Annotated in this window: 18 protein-coding genes; 13 read left to right on the top strand and 5 right to left on the bottom strand. The window is 67.3% G+C overall.

The genetic code is table 11. The features are described from left to right. Position 1: 1 nt before the first annotated feature. The 5 genes from P9A17_RS04185 to P9A17_RS04165 form a co-directional block, all read right to left on the bottom strand. Complete coding sequence (locus P9A17_RS04185; protein WP_278037342.1) at positions 2-334, bottom strand: ferredoxin family protein; 333 nt, start codon at positions 332-334, stop codon at positions 2-4. Continuing rightward, the gene (locus P9A17_RS04180; RefSeq protein WP_278037341.1) at positions 331-1,890 is read right to left on the bottom strand and encodes an FAD-binding protein; all 1,560 of its coding nucleotides are present in this window, start codon (positions 1,888-1,890) and stop codon (positions 331-333) included. Before P9A17_RS04180 ends, P9A17_RS04185 begins: the two co-directional genes overlap by 4 nt. A gap of 56 nt (positions 1,891-1,946) precedes the next feature. Beyond that, positions 1,947-2,987, bottom strand: coding sequence for a 2-dehydropantoate 2-reductase N-terminal domain-containing protein (locus tag P9A17_RS04175; protein WP_278037340.1), 1,041 nt, complete (start codon positions 2,985-2,987; stop codon positions 1,947-1,949). Positions 2,988-3,053: 66 nt separating this feature from the next. After that, on the bottom strand, positions 3,054-6,149 hold the full coding sequence (locus tag P9A17_RS04170; protein ID WP_278037339.1) for a DUF87 domain-containing protein: 3,096 nt from the start codon (positions 6,147-6,149) through the stop codon (positions 3,054-3,056). Continuing rightward, a complete protein-coding gene (locus P9A17_RS04165) occupies positions 6,149-6,760 on the bottom strand; it encodes a hypothetical protein (RefSeq protein ID WP_278037338.1) in 612 nt (203 codons plus the stop codon). The genes P9A17_RS04170 and P9A17_RS04165 overlap by 1 nt, the downstream gene beginning before the upstream one ends. 39 nt (positions 6,761-6,799) lie before the next feature. On the opposite strand from P9A17_RS04165, the gene P9A17_RS04160 reads away from it, so the two are divergent. The 13 genes from P9A17_RS04160 (at position 6,800) to P9A17_RS04100 (ending at position 20,956) form a co-directional block, all read left to right on the top strand. Next, positions 6,800-7,492 (top strand): TVP38/TMEM64 family protein, encoded by a 693-nt coding sequence (locus P9A17_RS04160; protein ID WP_278037337.1) that lies wholly within the window; start codon positions 6,800-6,802, stop codon positions 7,490-7,492. Positions 7,493-7,560: 68 nt separating this feature from the next. Further along, positions 7,561-9,909, top strand: coding sequence for an AAA family ATPase (locus P9A17_RS04155; protein ID WP_278037336.1), 2,349 nt, complete (start codon positions 7,561-7,563; stop codon positions 9,907-9,909). 57 nt (positions 9,910-9,966) lie between these two features. Next, complete coding sequence (locus P9A17_RS04150; protein WP_278038598.1) at positions 9,967-10,995, top strand: beta-eliminating lyase-related protein; 1,029 nt, start codon at positions 9,967-9,969, stop codon at positions 10,993-10,995. 160 nt (positions 10,996-11,155) lie between these two features. Continuing rightward, positions 11,156-11,824: a cysteine hydrolase gene (locus tag P9A17_RS04145; RefSeq protein ID WP_278037335.1), complete on the top strand. Its 669-nt coding sequence runs from the start codon at positions 11,156-11,158 to the stop codon at positions 11,822-11,824. After that, complete coding sequence (locus tag P9A17_RS04140; RefSeq protein ID WP_278037334.1) at positions 11,811-12,503, top strand: GntR family transcriptional regulator; 693 nt, start codon at positions 11,811-11,813, stop codon at positions 12,501-12,503. The genes P9A17_RS04145 and P9A17_RS04140 overlap by 14 nt, the downstream gene beginning before the upstream one ends. A 97-nt stretch (positions 12,504-12,600) precedes the next feature. Further along, positions 12,601-13,389 (top strand): ABC transporter ATP-binding protein, encoded by a 789-nt coding sequence (locus P9A17_RS04135; RefSeq protein ID WP_278037333.1) that lies wholly within the window; start codon positions 12,601-12,603, stop codon positions 13,387-13,389. A gap of 25 nt (positions 13,390-13,414) precedes the next feature. Further along, positions 13,415-14,227, top strand: a complete 813-nt coding sequence (locus P9A17_RS04130; RefSeq protein WP_278037332.1) for an ABC transporter permease — start codon at positions 13,415-13,417, stop codon at positions 14,225-14,227. Positions 14,228-14,256: 29 nt separating this feature from the next. Then, positions 14,257-15,246 carry an ABC transporter substrate-binding protein gene (locus P9A17_RS04125; RefSeq protein ID WP_278037331.1) on the top strand — a complete coding sequence of 330 codons (990 nt, stop codon included), beginning with the start codon at positions 14,257-14,259 and terminating at the stop codon, positions 15,244-15,246. After that, the gene (locus P9A17_RS04120) at positions 15,243-16,775 is read left to right on the top strand and encodes a gamma-glutamyltransferase family protein (protein ID WP_278037330.1); all 1,533 of its coding nucleotides are present in this window, start codon (positions 15,243-15,245) and stop codon (positions 16,773-16,775) included. Before P9A17_RS04125 ends, P9A17_RS04120 begins: the two co-directional genes overlap by 4 nt. Positions 16,776-16,810: 35 nt before the next feature. After that, positions 16,811-17,818, top strand: a complete 1,008-nt coding sequence (locus P9A17_RS04115) for an LLM class flavin-dependent oxidoreductase (RefSeq protein WP_278037329.1) — start codon at positions 16,811-16,813, stop codon at positions 17,816-17,818. Next, positions 17,818-18,939: a peptidase dimerization domain-containing protein gene (locus tag P9A17_RS04110; RefSeq protein ID WP_278037328.1), complete on the top strand. Its 1,122-nt coding sequence runs from the start codon at positions 17,818-17,820 to the stop codon at positions 18,937-18,939. Before P9A17_RS04115 ends, P9A17_RS04110 begins: the two co-directional genes overlap by 1 nt. A gap of 3 nt (positions 18,940-18,942) precedes the next feature. After that, entirely contained in the window at positions 18,943-19,701 is a 759-nt protein-coding gene (locus P9A17_RS04105) for a sulfite exporter TauE/SafE family protein (RefSeq protein WP_278037327.1), read from the top strand. Positions 19,702-19,831: 130 nt separating this feature from the next. Beyond that, complete coding sequence (locus P9A17_RS04100) at positions 19,832-20,956, top strand: hypothetical protein (protein ID WP_278037326.1); 1,125 nt, start codon at positions 19,832-19,834, stop codon at positions 20,954-20,956. Position 20,957: the final 1 nt, after the last annotated feature.

Below are 20,957 nucleotides of genomic sequence, written 5' to 3'. Positions count from 1 at the left end.
TCTACTTCGGCGCTTGGGGTTGCAACGCGTTACGGGCCCCCGGAGACCGTCCTTTGCCCCAGCCGAGCACGGCGCGGTAGCCGCCCAGCAGACCTTCCTCCCGCAGGGCGTCGACGTCACGGAAGCGCGAATCCTCGGGCACCGGATGCACCAGCGGCGCAACGAACATCGCGTCGACCGGGCAGTACGCCTCGCATTGGAAGCACGTCTGGCAGCTGTCGTGCCTGGCGATCACGGGGACGCCGTCCTCGCCACGCTCGAACACCCGGGTGGGGCACACCTCGATGCACTTGTCGCACGTGATGCACCGGTCGCCGTCGACGATCTCGATCATGCGGCGCGCTTACGGTCGGCCAGCCACTGCGGCTCAGGCGCGGTCCACAGCGCATCGAGGCCGCCGGTCACGAGGCGATGCTGCTGTCCGGGGTCGAGCTCGGGGAAGTCCGATCGGTGATGCATTCCCCGGGATTCGGTGCGGTGTAGCGCGGCGTGATACATCCACCGGCCGTGGGCGAGCATCGCCGCGGTCTCCCGCGCGCGCAGTCCCGTTCCCGCCCGCGCACCCCGCCACAACGCATCCAGCTCGTCGAATGCGGGCACCAATCGGTCGGCGTTGCGCAGATAGTTGATGTCGTAGGACGTCGACAGCCGCTGGATCTCGGGTAGCGCTTCGGGGTGCACGCCGAGGCCGCCCACGTCGTTCAGAGATACCGGCGGCCGGCCCCTGGTGTGAGCGAAGTCGGCGGCGCCGCGGCCCGCCCAGGCACCCGAGCACGCCGCCCAAGATGCGTTGTGCGCTCCGCCGCCGGTGGAAGCGCCGGCGATGAGCTGGCGGGTCGCGGTGTCCCCCGCCGCATACAGCCCGGGAACATCGGTGGCACAGTCATTTCCGGCAATCCGGACACCGCCGGTGCCGCGCACCGTGCCCTCACACAGCAGCTCGATCTCGAAGTACTCGGTGAACGGATCGATGCCGAGCCGGTCGAAGGTCAGGAAGAAGTTCGGCTGCCCGGTGCGCATCGTGGCCCGGTCCGCCTCGGGCGCGAGGTCGAGGCGGGCGTACACCGGTTCGGTCAGCAGGGTCTGCGCGATGAGCCTGCGGTCCTTGGTGGCGCCGGGCGCTTCGAGAAAGCTTCCGTCGCTGCGATAGAACGTCGCCCACGCGTAGTAGGCGTTCTTCGTCATCGACGTGTTCTTCGGCGCGATGGCATACGCGCTGGAGAATTCCATCCCCGACAGCACCGCCCCGGCCTCGACAGCCATCAGCGCGCCGTCGCCGGTGTCGGTGTCACAGCCCATCGTCTTGGACTGGAACGCACACCCGCCGGTGGCCAGGACCACCGCTCCCGCGGTGATCCGGACCCCCGTGCCGTCGGACCGGCGCTGCGCGACCGCGCCGGACGCGGTGCCCTCGCGGTCGGTCAGCAGATGTAGCGCCGGGGTGTGGTCGAGAATGCGAACACCGAGTCGCTGCAACCGGATTCGCTGCCTACGCATGTATTCGGGCCCCTGCAGGTCTTCGCGGATCTGCCGTCCGTCGGCCCCGAGGGGGAACGGGTAGCGCTGGATGGTCGCGAGCTCGTCCATCCGGACGATGGTGTCGTCGAGTACCCGCGACATCCAACCGCGGTCGGTCAGCCCGGCGCCGAGTTTCTCGCGCTTGTCCATCGCCGCCTCGCGCAACTCGGGGACGTCGTGGACGTACCAGACGCCGGTTCCCGCCGAGGCGGTCGCGCCACTGGCTCCGGTGTAGCCCTTATCGGCGAGGATGACGTCGACGCCCGCCTCGGCGGCCTTGATCGCCGCCCAGGTTCCTGCGGGTCCACCGCCGATCACCAGCACGTCGGCGACGAGCGACTCGGCTTCGCGCGAGGTGGTCAGTCGAGTCACCCGGCGATCCTTCCAGCGCCGGACGACTCACGACACCAATGCAATCGCCGCGATTCTTACTGCGCGGCCAGGCGCGCCAGGTCCTCGACTGTGTAGACGCCCGGCCCCTTGCCCGAGGCCGCGGCCTCCCGGGTCAGCCGTGCGAGCAGCGCGTTCAACGGCGCCGTCGCGCCGTGGCGGTGGGCGATGCGGGCGATCTCGCCGTTGAGGTAGTCGGTTTCGACGCTTCCGCTCTTGCGGGCCAGCGACTGCCATGTCGAGTTGGAGATCATCCCCTCGGCCCCGGCAACCGGGCGCGGTGTCGGGCCCTGCGCCCGAGCGGCTTTCGACGTCTCGAAGGACACCCACTCGATGCCCGCGAGCGTCAACACCTCTTCGGCCTCGCGCCGGACGGCGGCACTCACCTTGTCGTCGCGCGAATCCGTTCCCGTCAACGCGACGATCGCATTGCTCAGATTGCTCAGCAGCTTGTTGTACTTCCACGGCGCCACGTCGGCGGGCTGCTGAACCAGGATCCCCGCCGCGGACCAGCCGGCGGCGATCTCGTCGACCAGCACCCGATCCTCGGCGGATGTCAGCGCGGCAGGCCAGCGGGCGATGTGGAACTGTCCGGCCACCGGCCAGGACCGCACGATCACCTCGCCCGGCGACGGGAATGACGCGGGCATCCACACGCACACCCCGAACACCCTGGCGAAGTAGCGAAGCGCCTTGTCCTCCGCCGACACCCCGTTCAGCGCGGTCAGCGCCGGCAACACCTGGCCCGCCGTGCCGACGACGTCACCATCGCGGTCGCCATCGAACACCGGCCGGTCGGCCCATTCCTGCAGCGCCGCGTCGAGTTGATGGGTCTTGGTGGCGAAGACGAGCACGTCGCGCGATGTCAGGCGCACCCCGTCGGGGCCCGCGGCCGACGCCACCGGGACCTCGAACACCCCATCCGGTGTGCGCAGTGTCAGACCCTGTTCGGCCAGCGCCTCCGCGTGCGCGCCGCGGGCGACGAGGACGACGTCGACGCCTCCTCGGGCCAGCGTCCCGCCCGTCCCTCCGCCGATCGATCCGGCACCGATGATGATGAAGCGGCGTGTGGCAGGCATGACACCACGGTACCCACGTGATTTCGGCGTACTTTGTCACGCTGACGTTGTCGAAGTGCGCCCAAATCACGCGCTCCGTTGGGCCAGCGAGAGCACCTCCTCCGCCGACGGCGGGCTCGGCGGATGGTAGGACAGGCACCACGGGGCGACGATGCGGTGGAACGCCTCGCCTTCGGTCGCGACGTAGAAGTTGCCGGAGCGCAGCCTGCTGATGTCGTGGACGAGACCACCTTTGGCGCGGGCCATTTCGCGTGCCGTCTCGATCTGTGCCGGGGCGTTGAGCAATCCGTAGAACTGGGTCGCCGCATTGCCCGGGATGTTCAGGTTGATCCCCTTGGGCGCCTGCGTGGCGAAGACGAGACCGAGCCCGTACTTGCGGGCCTGCGACGACAGCGCCAACGTGCTGCGCGTGCACGCCGTGAAACCCTGTGCGGGCGCGAAGTTCTGCGCTTCGTCGAGCACCAGCAGGCCGCGCAGCGGCTTCTCCCCGGCAGGGTTGCGCTTGATCCACGCGAAGAGCGCCATCTGCAGCTGGTTGACGAAGCTCTGCCGCTGCTCGTCGGACGGGAGCCCGATCATGCTGATCACCGACACCCTGGCCCGGTACCCGTCGGACGGCGTCAGCAGCGCGCCGGGGTCGACGGGCTCGCCCGCGCCACCGAACAGCGGATCGTTGACCATGGCCGCCCGCAGGTTCTGCGACAGGTCGGCCGCGATGGCGCGGGCGCCTGACATGTCACTGATGTCGTCGGGCAGGTCGGCCAGGAGCCGGACGAAGCCCGCCAGCGACGGGTCGGGTGTCTTTCCGTAGTGCTGCAACGCTTCCCGCAGCACCGCCCGGGACCGGGTGGCCTTCTGGCTCTTCCCGGTGATCAGCGCGCGCGGCTCCAGCGCCGAGCATGCCGATTCGACAGCCTCGGTGAACTCGTCGGCGTCGTCGACGACGCTGGGAAAGTCGGGCAGCGGCTGAAACGCCAGCGGCCTGCCGTTGGTGCGCCGCGGCGTCCAGATCGTCACCTCGGTGTTGCTCAGGTAGTCGTCGGCACGGCCGTCGTCGGAGCGGCGCCATCCCCCTGGCGACTGCGGCCACGCCGCGCCGAGGCGGGACAGGTCGTTGTTGGGGTCCAGCACTATGGATGAGACGCCGCGCAACGCGCATTCTTCGACGAGCCGCCGGATGAGCACGGTCTTGCCCGACCCTGAGCCCGCGAAGATGGCCACGTGCTTGCGTAACGCCGAAAGTTCCACCGTCACGGGCTCTTCGGTGTGCAGATCGAAACCGAGGGCGATTTCGGAGTCAGGCACGTCGACAGGGACGTCCTCGATGGATTCCGGCTCGGGTTCGTCGACGATGGGCGGCGCGGCGGCGGGCTCGTCGAGGCCGAGCGCCTCGATCAGCAGCGCCAGGCTGTGCGCCGGCCGCCGGGCGCGAAGCCAGGCGGGGAGGTCGGGGTGGTCGTCGCCGATCATGTCGCGCAGCGCGGTCATGGTGCGGACGTCGTCTTCCGACAGCGCCACGGTGCGGCCGCCGTTGGCGTGGAACTCGTCGATGGCCTCGGCGGTCTTCTTGCCGCTCGGCCACGGCGTGTTGCGCAGCAGGAACAGCTGGCGGCGGTCCTCGCCGGAGCTGAAACCCGTTGCGGTCATGGCTTTTCGCACGCGACTCAACGCTGCGCTGGCGTTGGTTGCCGAGACGGCCCGGAAGGCCCAGTGCCGTTCGTCCTCCGTCGTGCGGTCGAGGTTTTCGCGCAGCCGGGCGTGCAGCATCACCTGGGTGCCCGGGGGTGGATCGCACACGAAGGTGCCCTCGCCGTCCTTCTCGGCGATCCACGCGGTCAGCGCCGCCGACAGCAATTCGGGCATCGTGATGTCTTCACCGTCGTGAGCGATCGCCGCGGCGGGCACGGCACGCCGCCGGTACTCGGCGAACTGTCGATCCAAAATGCTTGAGGCTGAGGAACTCTCGCGTTCCTCAGTGGACTCCCACACCGGCTGCGCGTCGGCGCTCAGGTGCGTGAGCTCGACGACCTCGCCGCGCTTGAGGCATTCCCGCACGTGGGTGTCGGCCCGGATGAGCAGTTGCCGAGGCGTGTACGACGGGGCCTCCTCGAACGCTTCGGGCGCCAGCGGCCAACTCGCATAGGGCGGAGTGAACCCCACAAACGAGTAGCTCGCCGCGAAGCGACGCTCGAGAATGGCGCGGCCGACGTCGGCGCTGGGCAGCGGCGACAGCACGCCCGTCACGCGGAATCGGTCGGCGACGCTCGCGGCGGCCCGGTCCTGGATGTGCTCCCACACCGCGGGCAGGCACGCCACCACCGGCACGGTGCGGCGCGTCGTCTGCCGCAGCGCCATCAGCCCGTGGGCGACCTGTTCGAGCACACCGTCGTCGGAACGCGACGACATCGACTGTGCGAGCAGCGTGTCGATCTGGTCGATGGCCAGGACGGACGGTCCGGCCAGTGCGACGAGGCGGGAGATGTCGCGCACGCATTCCTGCGCCGAGGTCGGCGCCGCGCGCAACCCCCACGGTCCGCGCTCTTCACTGCTGAACTCCTCGCTGCCCTGAAGGAAGCCCTCGCCGATATCGTGGGCGACGAAGTCGTTGGACCCGAGCAGCACCAGAGCGCGCAGCGTCTGATGGCATTGCCACACAGTCTCTTTGGCAACGACCGACAGCGCCTTGATGAAGCGGTACAGCGTTTCCGCGTCGAGGTCGTCGTCTCCGATGATGGCGCGGCGGTCGGCGCGCGACACGTGCGCCAGCGAAGACAGCTCCCACAGCAGGTCCTTGAGCTGTGTTTCGCGACCCGAGCCGGGACGGCCGAGGCTTTCCAGGATGCCGCTGCGCACCGACTGCCAGAAGCTGGCCGCGTCGAGCAGTTCGACGACGAAGAAGAATCCGCTCTCGGCCTGCACGCGTTCGCGGATCTGGCCGAGCAGGTGCGTCTTTCCCGATCCGGCCGGCCCGCGGATCACGACGCCGAGCGGGCTGGACGCCTCGTCGCGCAGCGCGTCACCGAATGCGGCCATCACGTCGTCGACGGCGTGCTCGTTGAGGCCGGTGACGTGGGTCGCGTCCTGGGGACGCCACAGGTCGTCGGATGTCGGCGCCCACGTCAGTCGCAGTGATGCGAGCGCATCCCGTTGCAGTGCGTCCATCACGCCTCCATCGCGATCAGATGTTTGGGCTTGTCGCCGATGACCACCGCCGAGGCCCGGTCCGCGTCGGTCAGCACCTTCTGGTCCTCCTGCGGGATGACGCTGACGCCGGGGGTGCGGTGCAGTTGCGCCAGGGCCGCGTCGACGTCGGCGCGGGGATCGGTGAGCTCGGCGCGCAGCTTGGTGAGCGACACCCAGCCGCCCGGCCGCGCCGTCAGGCGCCCGTAGGCGGCCCGGATCCGGTCCTCGGTGGTGGCGGGTGTCGTACCGAACACGTCGGCCAGGCTGAGGTCGGCGTGGTCCAGATAGCGGGCCACTCCACCGAGCACGGTGTAGAGCGTCTTTGCCGGTCCGGCGGACCTGGGCGGCGGTCCAGCATCGATGAGGTCTCGGCACAGTCGCCAGCCGCGATCGGTGAGCTCGTGCACGAATCTGTTTCCCACACGCTGGGATTCGATCAAGCCGAGCCTGTTGAGTTTGTCGCGGCCGGGTTTGTCCAGCGCAGGGCCCAGGGCGGCCAGCTGCATATTGGGCACGGGTCTCGACTCGACCATCAGCACCAGCAGCACCGCCCGCTCGGTCCCGGTCAGGTCCGTCGCCGTCACACTCACGGGTGCCAACTTAACGGTGTACGGCAGGATTGCGGTGGCATGGTTGACCCCGAAGACACTCCACCGACGTCCAGGCGGCCGCATATCGCGCGCCTGGTTTTGTTTGTGGCGTTGCTGTCGGTGTTGTTCTATCTGACCGCGATCGAGCGGGTCATCGACCTCCAGGCGGTGCGTGGCCTGATCGAGTCGACGGGCGCGCTCGCGCCGCTCGTGTATGTCGTCGTGTCGGCGGTTCTCGGGGCGTTGCTGGTGCCGGGACCGCTGTTAGCCGGCGGCAGCGGATTTCTTTTCGGGCCCGTGGTGGGAACTTTCGTCACGTTGGGGGCGACGATCGGTTCTGCCGTCATCACCGCGGCGGTGGGTAAGCGCGCGGGCCGCGCCAGCGCCCGCGGGGTGCTCGGCGACCAGCGCGCGGAGCGGATCGACTCGCTGATCCAGCGTGGCGGGCTCTGGGCGGTGGTCGGGCAGCGGTTCGTGCCGGGGATCAACGATGCTTTGGCGTCGTACGCGTTCGGCGCGTTCGGGGTGCCGCTCTGGCAGATGGCTGTCGGTGCATTCATCGGGTCGGCGCCGAAAGCATTCGCGTATACGGCACTGGGTTCGACGGTCGGCGAGTTCTCGGCGCCGCTGCTGGCTGCGGCGATCGCGGTGTGGTGCGTGACGGCGGTGGCCGGCGCGTTCGCGGCCCGCCGCGGCTGGCGCAGGTGGCGCTCGCCACCTCGCCGAGAGTGAGCTCAGGGTCGTGAATCCGGCCGGTCAACGACCGTGGGTGCACGTTCGGCGCAGTAATCTGGGCATCCATGGCGGGCATCGTCCTCACCGAGGAGTTCCGGGAGGCCTTGACCCTGCTCGCGGGCGGCAGGCATGTCTTTCTCACCGGTAAGGCGGGCACCGGCAAGTCGACGCTGATCCGCCGCTTCATGGCCGAGACGGATCGCAATGTGGTCGTGGTGGCGCCGACGGGGATCGCCGCGCTCAACGTCGACGGCTACACGATTCACCGGATGTTCGGTTTCCGGTCGACGACGACGCTCGACGACATCCGGGGCGGCGGCGAGTACCGGCCCGGCCGCTTCACGAAGACCCTGTCCTCGCTGCAGACGCTGATCATCGACGAGGCCTCGATGGTGCGGGCCGACGTCTTCGACATGATCGCGGCCGCGCTGGAACGTTTCGGGCCTGCGCCGGGCACGCCGTTCGGCGGTGTGCAGATCGTGCTCGTCGGGGATCTGTACCAGTTGCCGCCAGTGGTGCGCGAGGACGAGGCCGGCTTTTTCTCGACGACGTATGAGACGCCATACTTCTTCTCCGCCAGATCCTTTGACCGCGAAGACTTTCCGACGGTGTCGTTGACGACGGTGTTCCGCCAGCTCGGTGACGACCGGATGACGGCCATTCTCAATGAGATTCGCGAGGGTGTGTTACTCGGCCATGCCCAGGAGCAGCTGAATGCGCGTGCCGACAAGGAGTTCGTCCCGCCCGACGGCGAGTTCTGGCTGACGTTGGCGCCGACGAACCGCCTTGTGACGGCGCGTAATCGGCAACAGCTGGAGCGGCTGCCCGGCGACGAGATGGTGCATCACGCGAAGACCTCGGGCGACTTGTCGATGTTCGAGGCGCCGGTCGAGGAAACGCTGCGCTTCAAGGTTGGCGCGCAGGTGATGATGCTAAACAACGACCAGGGCAACCGCTGGGTCAACGGCACCGTCGCCCGCATCGCCGGCGTGGGGTACGACCGCTACGGGGCTGTTGTCGAGGTCGAGTTCCCTGACGGCACGTGCGCCGACGTCTCCCCGTTCACGTGGGAGGTGACGCGGCCGGTGATGTCGGGATCGTCACTGGGCCGCGAGGTCGTCGGCGCCTACACGCAGCTGCCGTTCAAATTGGCGTGGGCTATCACGATCCACAAGAGCCAAGGCCAGACGCTCGAGCGTGTCGTCGTCGACCTGACAGGCGGCATGTTCTCGACGGGCCAGCTGTATGTGGCGCTGAGCCGTTGCACGTCACTCGCGGGTCTGGTGCTGAAAAGGCCTGTGCTGCCGAAAGATTTGAAGACCGACCGGCGCATCGCGCGCTATCTACGGACGACGTCGGGCGACGCGGGTTCGCGCAGGTATTGCGCGATCGGCATGCTGACGGTCGGCGACGAGGGCCGGATGTCGCGGCCGCGGCCTGTCGAGTTGGCGGTCGCGTTCGACGACGGGACGGCCGTCACGACGCTGATCAATCCGCAGCGGGATCTGGCCGATGCGCGCGCGGCGTTCGGCATCACCGTCTCCGACGTGTTGATGGCGCCGACGTTGCGCGAGGCGTGGGCGGTGATCGCCCCGATGCTGGCGGGGCGCACACCGGTCGGCGTCGGTGTCGACGAGCAGCTGGGCCTGCTGGACTTCGAGCTCAAGCGGCTCGGCTTTGTGACGGCGATGCCGCTCGGTATCGAGTTGCGCGGGACGCGGATCCGTGGGGATACGGCGCTGGAGCGGGCACGCGCGGCACTCGACGCCCACCGCGACAGCGACGCGGAGAGTGGTTCGTCGGCGTTCGACGATCCGGACTCGGCGGAGACGTCGGGTCTGTTGGTCAGCCGGGACGCGGAGGTCCCGACGCCGGCGGCGGATCATCTGCCCGGGCTGTCGGCGCTGTTGCGGATCAGCCGCGACGTGGGGACGGTGCTGCTGGGCGGTCAGGCGCCGTCCGCAGGCGCGAGCACGGGATGGGAGGCGGGTGCGCGGCAGACGGTAGCTGATCAGCTGCGGGCCGCCGCCTCGCGGGTGCAGTTGACCGACGAGGTGCTGGGCCGGTTGCGCGCGGCCGAGGACATGCTGGGCGTCGAAATCCTCTCCGGCGCCGAACTCGTCGTGCAGCATGACGTCTCTGACATTCTGGTCCCCGGGACGCGGATCTGCTTCACGGGCACGGCGCAGGACTCGACGGGGCGGGTCGTCGAGCGCGACGAGATGGAACGCCTGGCGCTTGCGGCGGGCCTGGCTCCGGTGAAGACGGTGACGAAGACACGCTGCGACGTGCTGGTCACGGCCGAGGCGGGCACGCAGTCGGGCAAGGCACGCAAAGCGCTCGAGTACGGGAAGCCCGTGCTCAACGCGGACGACTTCTTCACCTGGCTCGCCACCCGCTCCCCCGCGGAATAGCATTCCTGGCAGCGATTCACACCCCGTCCACAGCCCTGGCTTCTCGCTCGGCGCATGATGGAGAGCGTGCCGTCTACCGCTTTCGCCTCGGACAACGCCGCTCCGGCGCACCCGTTGGTCCTGGAGGCCCTGCGCCGTGCCAATGAGGGCTCAGCCCCCGCCTACGGCAACGACGACATCACCGCGCATGCCGCCGACGGACTCAGGCAGGCGTTCGGCTCCCCCGACGCCGATGTGCTGTTCGCGTTCACCGGCACGGCGGCGAACATCATCTCGCTGGCGTCGGCAGCGCGGCCCTGGAGTGAGATCTTCTGCAGCGACGTCGCGCATGTCCTGGTCGACGAGGCCGGCGGGCCGGTGCGGCTGTCGGGGGCCCAGCTGACGCGGCTGCCGAGCGTCGACGGCCTGATCGCGCCAGACGAACTGGAACGCAAAGTACTGGGCCGCACGGCTGTGCACCATTCGCAGCCCCGCATCGTGTCGATCACGCAGTCGACGGAGAGCGGGCGCGTGTGGACAGCCGAAGCGCTCAAGGAGTTCGTCGACCGCGCCCACGCGCTTGGCCTGCTCGTACACATCGACGGCGCCCGTATCGCCAATGCCATTGCCGCACTCGCTGTCTCCCCTGCCGAAGCGATCGGCGACGCCGACATCATCAGCGTCGGCGGCACCAAGAACGGCACGATGTTCGGCGACGCAATCCTCGTTCGGCGACCTGAGCACTTCGACGGTATTCACTTCGTGCAGAAGCAGATCGGCCATTTGGCAAGCAAGCACCGGTTCATCGCGGCGCAGTTCGCGGCGCTCTTCGACGGTGGGCTGTGGCTCCACAACGCCGCGCACGCCAACGCGATGGCCCGCAGGCTCAGCGCCGGACTGGAGGCGCTGGGGTTGCAGCTGGCGTGCCCGGTAGAAGCCAACGAGGTGTTCGTCAAGCTCGACGCCGACGTTCACCGGGCACTGTCCGAGCACTACCTGGTCCATCAGCCCGACGCCGGCGAACCGGTGGTCCGCTTCGTGTGCTCGTGGGCCACCACCGAGGCAGAGGTCGACGACGTCCTGGACGTCCTCGCCTCCACCCTCTGAGACTTGCCACCCGCGCAAGTCCTGCCGCTCGGCCTCTGCCATCCAATACGATTGCCGCCCAGCCACTCTCGAACCAGGGACCCGGTCCCGGCCAGATCTCGCCCTGCAGATTCGGAACAGCCCTGCTACGGTCGTGTATACAGTACACGCGGGAGGAACAGTGGTTCGACTCTCCGAAAGCGACCGGCACCAGCCGGAGCATGCCGCGCTGGTCGTGGTCGACGTCCAGAACGACTTCTGCAGTCCGACCGGTTCGTTACCTGTCGGATATGGGTTCGACCTGCAGTTCGTCAACGCGATGGTGCCGACGCTGCAACGCCTGATCTCCGCCGCACGGCGCGCGGGCATGCCCGTGATCTTCGTGCGCACCGTGCACGACCCGTCCAACGACAGCCCTGCGTGGCTTGGCCGTCTCGGTGACGGGGACGGCAGCGAGCGCACCGGCGTCACCTGCCGCACGGGCACCTGGGGTGCCGAATTCTTCGGCGTCGCACCAGAGCCCGGCGATCATGTGGTGACCAAGCATCGATTCTCGGCGTTCGTGGGCACCAATCTCGCCATCGTCTTGCGGTCACTGGGTGCCCGGTCGGCGTTGTTTACCGGCGTCGCCACCGAGGTGTGCGTGGAGTCGAGCCTGCGCGACGGCCTGTTCAACGATTTCTATGTCACGCTGGTCCAAGACTGCGCCGCATCGTATTCTCGACAAGCCCACGACGCGTCGGTCCACGTCATCGGCAAGCACTTCGGGCTGGTCACGACGGCGGACGAGCTCATCACCCGGTGGACGTCGGTCAGCCGGATCGAGGAGGTCGGCCTTGGGAGCCAATGAGCCTGCATCGCAGTTGATTCCCACCATCCAGCAGGAACCAGTCCTGCGCGACCGGGTCTACTCCACGCTCGAAGATCTGATCGTGCGTCGGGTCCTGCAGCCCGGCGAGCGCCTGCTGGAAAACGAGTTGGCGGCGCAACTGGGTGTCAGCCGAAACCCTGTCCGCGAAGCGCTGACGATGCTCGCCCGGGCCGGCTGGGTCGATATCCACGCGCGCACCGGCGCCTACGTCCATGCACCTACGCGCGACGAAATCGACGATTTCTTCGATATGCGAACGCTACTGGAGTCCTACGCCGCTGAACGCGCCGCCACCAGGGTCAGCAGCGAACAGTTGGAGATCCTCGAAGAGATTTGGCGCGAAGGCGTTGCCGCGGTCGAGGCGGGCGACGTGCAGGGCATCGTGTCGGCCAATTCGACCTTTCACGACCGCATCAGCGAATGGTCGGGCAACGGCATGCTGCACTCGACCCTGTCGATGATGAAAAAGCGTGTCCGATGGTACTTCTCGTCGGTCGCCGACGTCCGTGGCATGACATCGTGGGATGAGCACCGGCGCATCATCGACGCACTTCGGGCCCGGGACGGCGCCCACGCCTCTACGCTGATGCGCGCTCACACGATCGCCACCGCCGACATGTACCGCAGTCTGGCCGCCTCCGACCCGGCAAGCGCGTGACCCGGCCAGATCGACGCATGCAGTAAACCAACAGGAAATAATCAGGAAACATGTTGATGGTCCACTCGGTGTATACAACATACCGAGAGGAGCCGGCATGGCAGCCGCCGCCGTGGAGTCGTCAGTCGCGACAGACGCCATCTCGATCGCGGGTCTCACCAAGGTCTACGAGCGGATCAGTGGTCGGGAGATCGTTCGCACCTTTGCGCTGAGCGGCGTCGACCTCACCGTGCGCCCAGAGGAATTCGTCTCTCTCGTCGGTCCCTCCGGGTGCGGAAAAACCACGGTACTCAAGGTGATCGCCGGCCTGCTGCCGCCAACCGCCGGTCGCGTCGACGTCAACGGCAACGCCGTCACCGGTACCGGTATCGACCGCGGGGTGGTGTTCCAACAGCCGTCGCTGCTTCCGTGGCGCACGGTGCAGCAGAACATCATCGAGTCACTGCAGTTCGCCGGAATCCCGCGCGCCGAGCGCAAGCCACGTGCCGTGAAGTACCTCGAATTGGTCGGCCTTTCAGGCTTTTTCGACCACTACCCCGGTGAGCTGTCGGGTGGTATGCAGCAACGGGTCGGTATCGCCCGCGCGTTGGCCCTCGAGCCACAGGTGCTTCTGATGGACGAGCCCTTCGGCGCGCTCGACGCGATCACCCGCCAGCACATGCAGACCGAGCTCATGCGGATCTGGAGCCAGGAGAAGCGCTCGGTCCTGTTCGTGACGCACTCGATCGAGGAAGCGATGCTGCTGTCGGACCGCATCGTCGTGATGGCCGACGGGAAGGTCCGCGCTGACATCGCCGTGCCGATCGACAGGCCACGTTCACGCGCGGAGTTGATCAACGACCCAGCAGCTCGTGAGCTGCGCACCCGTCTCGAAGCACTCCTGTAGACCACCGGAACGGAAACCCACTCTCATGCCTGCTGTCATCGAGCGCGAAACAATCAGCACCGCAAAACTGGTGCAGCGCAAGCTGTTCAACTGGGAGCGCCTGGTCCAGGTGTTACTCGTCGTGGTGGTTCTCACGATATGGGAGGTCTCGGGTCGGATCGTCGGCGATTTCTTCCTCGCTCCTCCGTCGCAGCTGCCTTCGGCCTTCTGGGAGATGTGGGAGACCGGCGAACTGTGGCGCGCCGTGCTGGACAGCCTCAGCTCACTGCTCGTCGGATTCTGTCTCGCGATCGTGGTAGGCATCACCGTCGGGTTCTTCATGGGGTGGTACGGCCCGGCAGGCCGCACGCTCAATCCGTTCGTCTCGGCGCTGTATGTCGTTCCCACGGCGGCACTGGTGCCGATGTTCATCATCTGGTTCGGGCTCGGCTTCACCGCCCGCACCGTCACCGTGTTCCTGTTCTGCGTGTTCGAGATCCTGATCAGTACCTACACCGGTGTACGCAACGTCGATCGCAACCTCGTCGATGCGGCGCGGGCATTCGGCGCCAGCCGCTGGCAACTGTTCAGCCGGGTCGTGTCCTACGCCTCCCTGCCCTACATCTTCGCGGGCCTGCGAATGGGCATCTCCCGCGCCGTCAAAGGCATGGTCGTCGCCGAATTGCTCTTCGCCGTCACCGGTCTCGGCGGGCTCATCAGCACAGCGGCCAACTATTACCGAACCGACAAGGTGTTCGTCGGTGTCATCGTCCTCGCGCTGCTCGGCGTCACCCTTGCAGCCGCCGTACAGCTTCTCGAACGCCGCCTCATGCCCTGGCATCGCGGCATCCACGCCTAAACCGAAGTCAATCGACCAGAAGGAAAATCATGAATTTCACACGTCTTGGCGCGGTGGTGGCCGCCGCCGCGCTCGCCCTGGCGGGCTGCTCGTCGAACAGCGCCGCCCCCGAGGGTGGTCCGGCTGCGCCGCTGAAGGTGGCGTTCGCCTCCGACCTCGATCCCGCGGACATCGCCGACTACCTGGGCGCGGAGAAGGCCGGCGCCGAGATCACCGCCCTCAACGAGGACAGCGCCGTGGTCGCAGGTCTGCAGAACGGCAACTTCGACATCGGCAACATGGACGGTGCGTCGGCGATCAAGGCCGCACAGAGCGGGATCGACGTCAAGATCGTCTATGTCAGCCAGGTGATCCCGGAGTTCGTTCTCGTCGCCCAGCCGCAGTACAAGAGCGTCTCCGATCTGGCGGGAGCGCGCGTGGCCTATCACGGCCCGGGATCGCCCACCGAGACGCTGCCGCGCGAGCTGGCCCGCCAGAGCGGACCCGACCTGGAGAACCAGATCAACTGGAGCGTGCTGCCGGAGTCGCCCAATCGCGCCGCTGCGATGCTCGGCCAGCAGATCGACGCCACCGCATTGGAATTCGGTGACGTCCTGACTCTGCAGGATGAGGGCGAGTTCACGGTTCTCGGCGACTGGAGCGACCTCAAGGGCGACAGCGCCAGTGCGTTCAACACCGTCTGGGTGACATCCGGAAAGTTTCTGGAGGCCAACCGTGACCGCGTCGTCGACTTCCTGACCAATGTCCAGAGCGCCTACGACGAGTTCTATCTCGACGAGGCGGCATGGGCGGCTTCGGTGAAGGAGCAGTTGCCCGACGTCCGGGAGGACTTCCTGCCCCAGATCTACCAGTACTACAACGATGCCAAGTTCTACCCCCAGACAGGAAACGCTCCGCTGACTGCGGAAAGCTGGGGCAACATGGACGCCTTCTTCCAGTCGCTCGGCGAATACAACCAGCCCGCCGATCCTTCGATGGTCGACTTCGACGTGATCAACGAAGTCTCCGGCGCGAAATGACCCAAGCGGGCATGGTCGCCGCCAGTCACCCGGCGGCTGTCGAGGCAGCGGTCACGATCCTCGAGGAGGGCGGCACCGCCGCCGACGCCGCGGTTGCGGCGTCGGCGATGCTCACCGTCGTCGATCCGAGGTCCACCGGGGTGGGCGGCGACATGTTCGCGCTCTACTGGGATGTCGACGCGACAGAGCCGGTCGGGCTTGCCGCCGTGGGCGGTGCCCCGGCGGGGATGACGGTGCAGGCCCTGCGCGAGCAGGGATTTGACTCCATGCCTGCCGACGGACCGTGGACAGTGACCGTGCCGGGTGCCACGTGGGGGTGGACGGATCTTCTGGAACGCTACGGCCGCGTCGGAGCCGAGCGGATCCTGCGGCCGGCGATCGAGGCCGCGCGCAGCGGGTTCGCGGTACCGCCGATCATCGCCGAGGAATGGAAGCTGGGCGAGGACAAGCTGCGCCGCAACCCGGCCGCCGCAGCGGTATTCCTCCCCGGCGACCACGTTCCGAACGCGGGCGACACGTTCGTCAACGCCGGCCTCGCCGACGCCTTGGAAAGCTATGTCGCCGAGGGGCACGCCCCGTTCTACACCGGTGACATCGCCGCCGGATTCGCCGACGCGGTGGAAGCACTCGGGGGTCCGCTACGTCGATCCGATCTCGCTGGTTGGGCTGGGCCAGAATGGAGCGCGCCGATTCGAGGCAGCTTCCGTGGCATGGACATCTACGAAATGCCACCTCCAGGACAGGGTTTGGTGGTTCTGGAGGCGGCACGTCTGTACGAGGAGTTGCCGCTGACATCGCCGGGTGAAGCCGACCACCACCTCATCGAATGCATGAAGATCGCGTTCGCCGATGCCGCCGACCACGTCGCCGACCCTCGGTTTCATCCGGTGCGGGTCGCCGATCTGCTCGACGAAGAGCGTCTGAACAAGGTGCGGAGTCAGATCGCATCGGAGGCCTCATTCGCGAATGGCCCGGGGGTGCCGTCGGACACGGTGTACGTGTGTGTGGTGGATCGCTCCGGCGCCGCGTGTTCGCTGATCCAGAGCCTCTACGAGAGCTTCGGTTCCGGGGTGATGGCCCCCGGCAGTGGAGTCCTGTTGCACAACCGGGGGAACGGGTTCACGTTGCGTGACGGGCACCCGAACCGACCCGAAGGCGGAAAACGTCCGTATCACACGATCATTCCTGCGATGCTCGGCGACGCGACCGGTTTCCGGGGCTGCCTCGGGATCGTCGGTGGGTTCATGCAGCCGCAGGGGCAGTTGCAGATTCTGCGCAACGTGTTCGACCGTGGGATGTCGGCCCAGCAGGCGCTCGACGCACCGAGGCTGCGGGTTATGCGCGGCCGCGCCGTCGGGTTGGAGGCGGGCTACGACAACGCCACCGCCACCGAGCTGGCTCGCAGGGGCCATGAGATCACCGAGTTGCCCCGCTTCGAATGCGGTGGCGCACAGATGATCCTGCGCACCGAGACCGGCTTGCAGGGTGGATCCGACCGACGCAAGGACGGTCACGTCGGCGTCTGCTGACCTTGACAGAGCTGTTGATCAACTGAGGGAGCACCATGCAGGGAATAGGTCTGAGCCTGCCCAATCGCGGAATCCTGTTCGGCGCCATCAGCGTCGCGGAGATGCTGGAACTGGCCGAGTTCGCCGACAGGGGTGATTTCTTCGACTCGGTCTGGGTCGGAGATGGATTGATCGCGAAACCGCGGGTGGAGGCGATCGCCAGCCTGGCGGCGATCAGCGCTCGTACCGAGCGCGTCAAGCTCGGAGTGTGTTGTTTGGCCACGTTCCCACTGCGCCAGCCCGTCGTGTTCGCCGCGCAGTGGGCGAGCCTCGATGTGCTCTCGGGTGGTCGGGCGCTGCTGGCGGTGTGTCTGGGTGCGACGACCGAACGCAGCGGCGGCAACGTCGTGGCCGAGCTGGCCGCGGCGGGGATCACCGGCCGTGAGCGCGTGCCCCGCCTGGAAGAAGGCATCCGCCTGGTGCGTGCGCTGTGGAGCGGCCCGACGTCATGGGACGGCCCGTTCTGGTCGTTTCCCGAGGTTTCGTTGGAGCCCAAGCCGATTCAGGACCCGTGCCCGATCTGGATCGCGAGCAATCCTGATCCGGCCCGGATGCCCGAACGGCGGTACAAGGCGGCCATCGAACGGGTTGCGACGCTGGCCGACGGCTGGCAGACGGCCGTGACCACACCCGAGGAGTTCGGCCGCAAGTGGGACGATATTCGGACCGCCGCCGATGCGGCGGGGCGCGACCCATCGACGCTGACCTCGTCGGCGCATCTGATGATCAACCTGGGCGCCGACCGCGACGATGCACGAGCCGACGGCAAGCGGTTCCTCGATACGTACTACTCGATGGACAGCAGTGACGAGATCCTGGACCGTTGGGGCGCATTCGGCACACCGGACGACGTCCTGGCGCGTATCGATCAGTATCTGGAACGGGGCCTGGACATCCCGATCCTGCGCTTCGCGTCGTTCAATCAGTCGCAGCAGATGGAACTCGCCGAGCAGACCCTGTTGCCGGAGCTACAGCGCCGCCGCCGGGCCGTCCCTGCCTGTTGATGGTCGACTATCTGGAGACCACACTGCTGCACCTGGTCCGAACCGACACCGCTGTTCCGGCGGGCAGCACCGAGATTTCACCCGGAGATCCACGGCTGCGGGCCACCGTCGGTGCCGAGATCCTGCCCGTGGTCGAGGCCCTCGGTCCCGATGAGATCCGTCGGCATCCCTGTGGTGACATCGCCGCCCGTTTCGGGCCCGACACCGCCGACGGAGTGCTGTTGCAGACATACATCGTCTCGCAGCACGGCAATTTGATGGCCGACCCTCATGACGCGCGCATCGTCGACGGTGCGCCCATGGGCCTCGAAGGTCCGGCAGTGGTGGGCCAGGGCGCCAACCAGAACAAGGGCCCGATGGCGGCGGCGCTGGCCGCAGTGCGCGGACTCTCCTCGCTGCGGCGCCCGGTCTGGTTGACGGTGAACTGCGAAGGCAGCAGCAGCCATGACGGATCCCGTCGGATCTACCACGACCTCGGCGTGACGGCGGCCCACTCGATCCTGGCTTTCGGGACGAATCTCCGTGTTTCACTGGGCAATCGTGGCCGCATCGATGTCCACGTGGCGGTCTCGGGTGCGTCGTCGCATTCGAGTCAGCCCGAGTTGGGCCGCAACCCGATCCCTCCGGCAGCAGCGGTGGTGGGCAAGCTGGCGACGACACCGTTGCCCTCTCCGCATCCGGATCTCGGTCCGGCGACCGCAACCCCTTACCAGTTCCAGTGTGATCCGATCGCGCCCCACACATTGCCGTCGACGGTGCGAGTGGTCGTGGACCGTCGACTCCTGCCGGGCGAGGATCCTGCCGACGCGGTTGCCGCACTGCGCGATCACCTGGACGGGACGTGGCCGGACCTCGACATCACTGTCGGCGCGTCGATGTTCCCTGCGCAGGTCGACATCTCCGCACCGGTGGTCACTGCTCTGGCGGGGTTTCCGACCATGTACAGCCGCAACGCCTTCGATGCCGGATACGGTTGTTCGCTCGGCGTGCCCACCGTCATGTTCGGGCCCGGGCGCCGTGACTTCGGTGCGGGAGTCGTTGCCACCGAGGCGGTATCGATGACGGATTGCCGCACCGCGGCTGCGGCTTTCGCCGAGGCCGCGCGGACCCTGTGCGGCTGATCGATGCTGGAGATCGCGGTCGTCATTCTGGCGGGGCTGGCGGCAGGCGGGATCAACGCGGTGGTGGGCTCGGGCACGCTGGTGACGTTCCCCGCGCTCATCGCGTTGGGTTATCCGCCCGTCGTGGCGACGATGAGCAACGCTATCGGTCTGGTGGCCGGTGGCGTCAGCGGGGCGTGGGGCTATCGGCGGGAGATCGCCGCCCAGAAGCGCACCGTGCTGATGCTACTGCCGGCATCGGCGCTCGGCGCGTTGACCGGCTCGTTCCTGCTGCTCGCCCTGCCCGACGACACCTTCGAGATCGTGGTGCCGGTCTTACTCGTCGCGGCGCTCGGCTTGGTCGTTGTACAGCCGCGACTGCAGAAGTGGGTCGCCACGCGTCGGTCCGATGCCGCCGTGGCAGTGAGCCCGAGCCTGGTGCTGGCGGTGTATCTGGTCGGGGTATATGGCGGATATTTCGCTGCGGCGCAGGGGGTTCTGCTGATGGGCGTATTGGGGGTGATGCTCGCGCAGGACCTGCAGATGTCCAACGGGCTGAAGAACCTGCTCGTCGGTGTGGTGAATCTGCTGGCGGCGATCACCTACACCGTCGTGGCGTTCGACCGCATTGCGTGGACGGTGGCCGCCTGCATCGCCGCAGGTGCGCTGGTGGGTGGGTGGCTGGGCGCGAAGTACGGGCGGCTGCTGAGCCCGCGCGTACTGCGCACCGTCATCGTGCTTCTGGGGCTCACTGCGCTCGCCCGGATTGTCCTGACCGGCTGAAGTCTGTGTTTCGCTGACAGCGAACTCTGGTTCTACACAACATGTTTGGCATCAGCTATTCCATCGACTCATCGCATTCTCATAAAGCGCTCCTACGGTGGGACCCACACCGGACACAAAGGAGTGAGTGGTGACGCGATATCAACTTCCCGACACGGACGACCTGCGACGGCTCGGAGATCCGCACGAATTGGCGGTCACCGTCTACGTCGAAACCCTTCCCGGACCAGATCAGCGCAACAACAATCTGCTGACCGCCAAGAGCGCCGTCGATCGGCTACTGCGTGAGGTCCGCGAGCGCGGCGCCCGCGACGCCATTGCCGAGCGTCTGCGTGAGCGCTGGGAGGAGATCGCGGAATCCGATGTCTGGCTCCGGCTTTCACGATCACTTGCCATTTTCATCGCCGACGATTTCCACGAGGTGTACGTCCTGCCCAACGCGCTGCTCAATCAGTCGCAGGTTGGGGCATACTTCGACATCAGCCAGCTGGTGCGCGCCGTCACGACCCCGCAGGACGCCTTCGCGCTGACGCTGTCGGCCAACGGCTGGAATCTGTGGCGGGCGACGGCCACGTCCCGCGCCGAAGAGATGACCTTGCTCGGCGATTATCCCGAAGATGTCGCCGACGCGACCCATCGTGCGACGGTTCGAGACCGTGACCATGTCGGCAGGCTCGTCGGCGACGAGGGCAAGAAGGTGCTTCTGGAGACCTACGCGAAGCGGGTGGCCGAGGCCGTCGAGGCGGAGCTGGGTCATGTCGATCCAGCCTGCCGAATCCCGTTGTTCCTCTTCGCCTCCGACCCGCTGCTCAACCTCTACCGAAGGACGGACAGCAAGCGCGAGATCGTCGCGGTGCACGGCGCACCCGAGACACTGCGGGCAGATCAGATCGACGACACCATCCGCGAATCGCTGGCGCAGCTCAACATGCGGCGCACCGACGCGCTGGTGGACGAGATCGGCGACGGGGTCGCCCGCGGCCTGGTCGCCTCGGACCTCGCCGACATCGGTCGCGCCGCCGTCGCCGGCGCGATCTCCACGCTGGTGTACGACTTCACGAAAGACGTGATCGGCCGGTTCAACGACGCGAACGGTCGGATCACGTACGGAAGCGGCGGCTATGACCTGCTGTCACGCATCGTGATCAGCGTGCTCGACAAGGGCGGTGAGGTTGTGGCGGTCCGGCCAGGTGAGGTGACCGCGGATATCTGGAACGGAACGGCCGTCGCCGCGTTGCGATACCCACTGTCCTGAA

It is taken from the genome of Mycobacterium sp. 236(2023), assembly GCF_029623955.1.
GTDB lineage: Bacteria > Actinomycetota > Actinomycetes > Mycobacteriales > Mycobacteriaceae > Mycobacterium.
The sequence above is the reverse complement of the archived record's forward strand: the minus strand, read 5'-3'. Positions and strand labels throughout refer to the sequence as shown.

Coding starts and splice junctions, on each gene's coding strand:
- P9A17_RS04125 (WP_278037331.1), top strand. CDS start 14,257: ATGAATTTCACACGTCTTGGCGCGGTGGTGGCCGCCGCCGCGCTCGCC.
- P9A17_RS04185 (WP_278037342.1), bottom strand. CDS start 334: ATGATCGAGATCGTCGACGGCGACCGGTGCATCACGTGCGACAAGTGC.
- P9A17_RS04170 (WP_278037339.1), bottom strand. CDS start 6,149: ATGGACGCACTGCAACGGGATGCGCTCGCATCACTGCGACTGACGTGG.
- P9A17_RS04175 (WP_278037340.1), bottom strand. CDS start 2,987: ATGCCTGCCACACGCCGCTTCATCATCATCGGTGCCGGATCGATCGGC.
- P9A17_RS04105 (WP_278037327.1), top strand. CDS start 18,943: ATGCTGGAGATCGCGGTCGTCATTCTGGCGGGGCTGGCGGCAGGCGGG.
- P9A17_RS04110 (WP_278037328.1), top strand. CDS start 17,818: ATGGTCGACTATCTGGAGACCACACTGCTGCACCTGGTCCGAACCGAC.
- P9A17_RS04160 (WP_278037337.1), top strand. CDS start 6,800: ATGGTTGACCCCGAAGACACTCCACCGACGTCCAGGCGGCCGCATATC.
- P9A17_RS04115 (WP_278037329.1), top strand. CDS start 16,811: ATGCAGGGAATAGGTCTGAGCCTGCCCAATCGCGGAATCCTGTTCGGC.
- P9A17_RS04135 (WP_278037333.1), top strand. CDS start 12,601: ATGGCAGCCGCCGCCGTGGAGTCGTCAGTCGCGACAGACGCCATCTCG.
- P9A17_RS04120 (WP_278037330.1), top strand. CDS start 15,243: ATGACCCAAGCGGGCATGGTCGCCGCCAGTCACCCGGCGGCTGTCGAG.
- P9A17_RS04150 (WP_278038598.1), top strand. CDS start 9,967: ATGGAGAGCGTGCCGTCTACCGCTTTCGCCTCGGACAACGCCGCTCCG.
- P9A17_RS04155 (WP_278037336.1), top strand. CDS start 7,561: ATGGCGGGCATCGTCCTCACCGAGGAGTTCCGGGAGGCCTTGACCCTG.
- P9A17_RS04130 (WP_278037332.1), top strand. CDS start 13,415: ATGCCTGCTGTCATCGAGCGCGAAACAATCAGCACCGCAAAACTGGTG.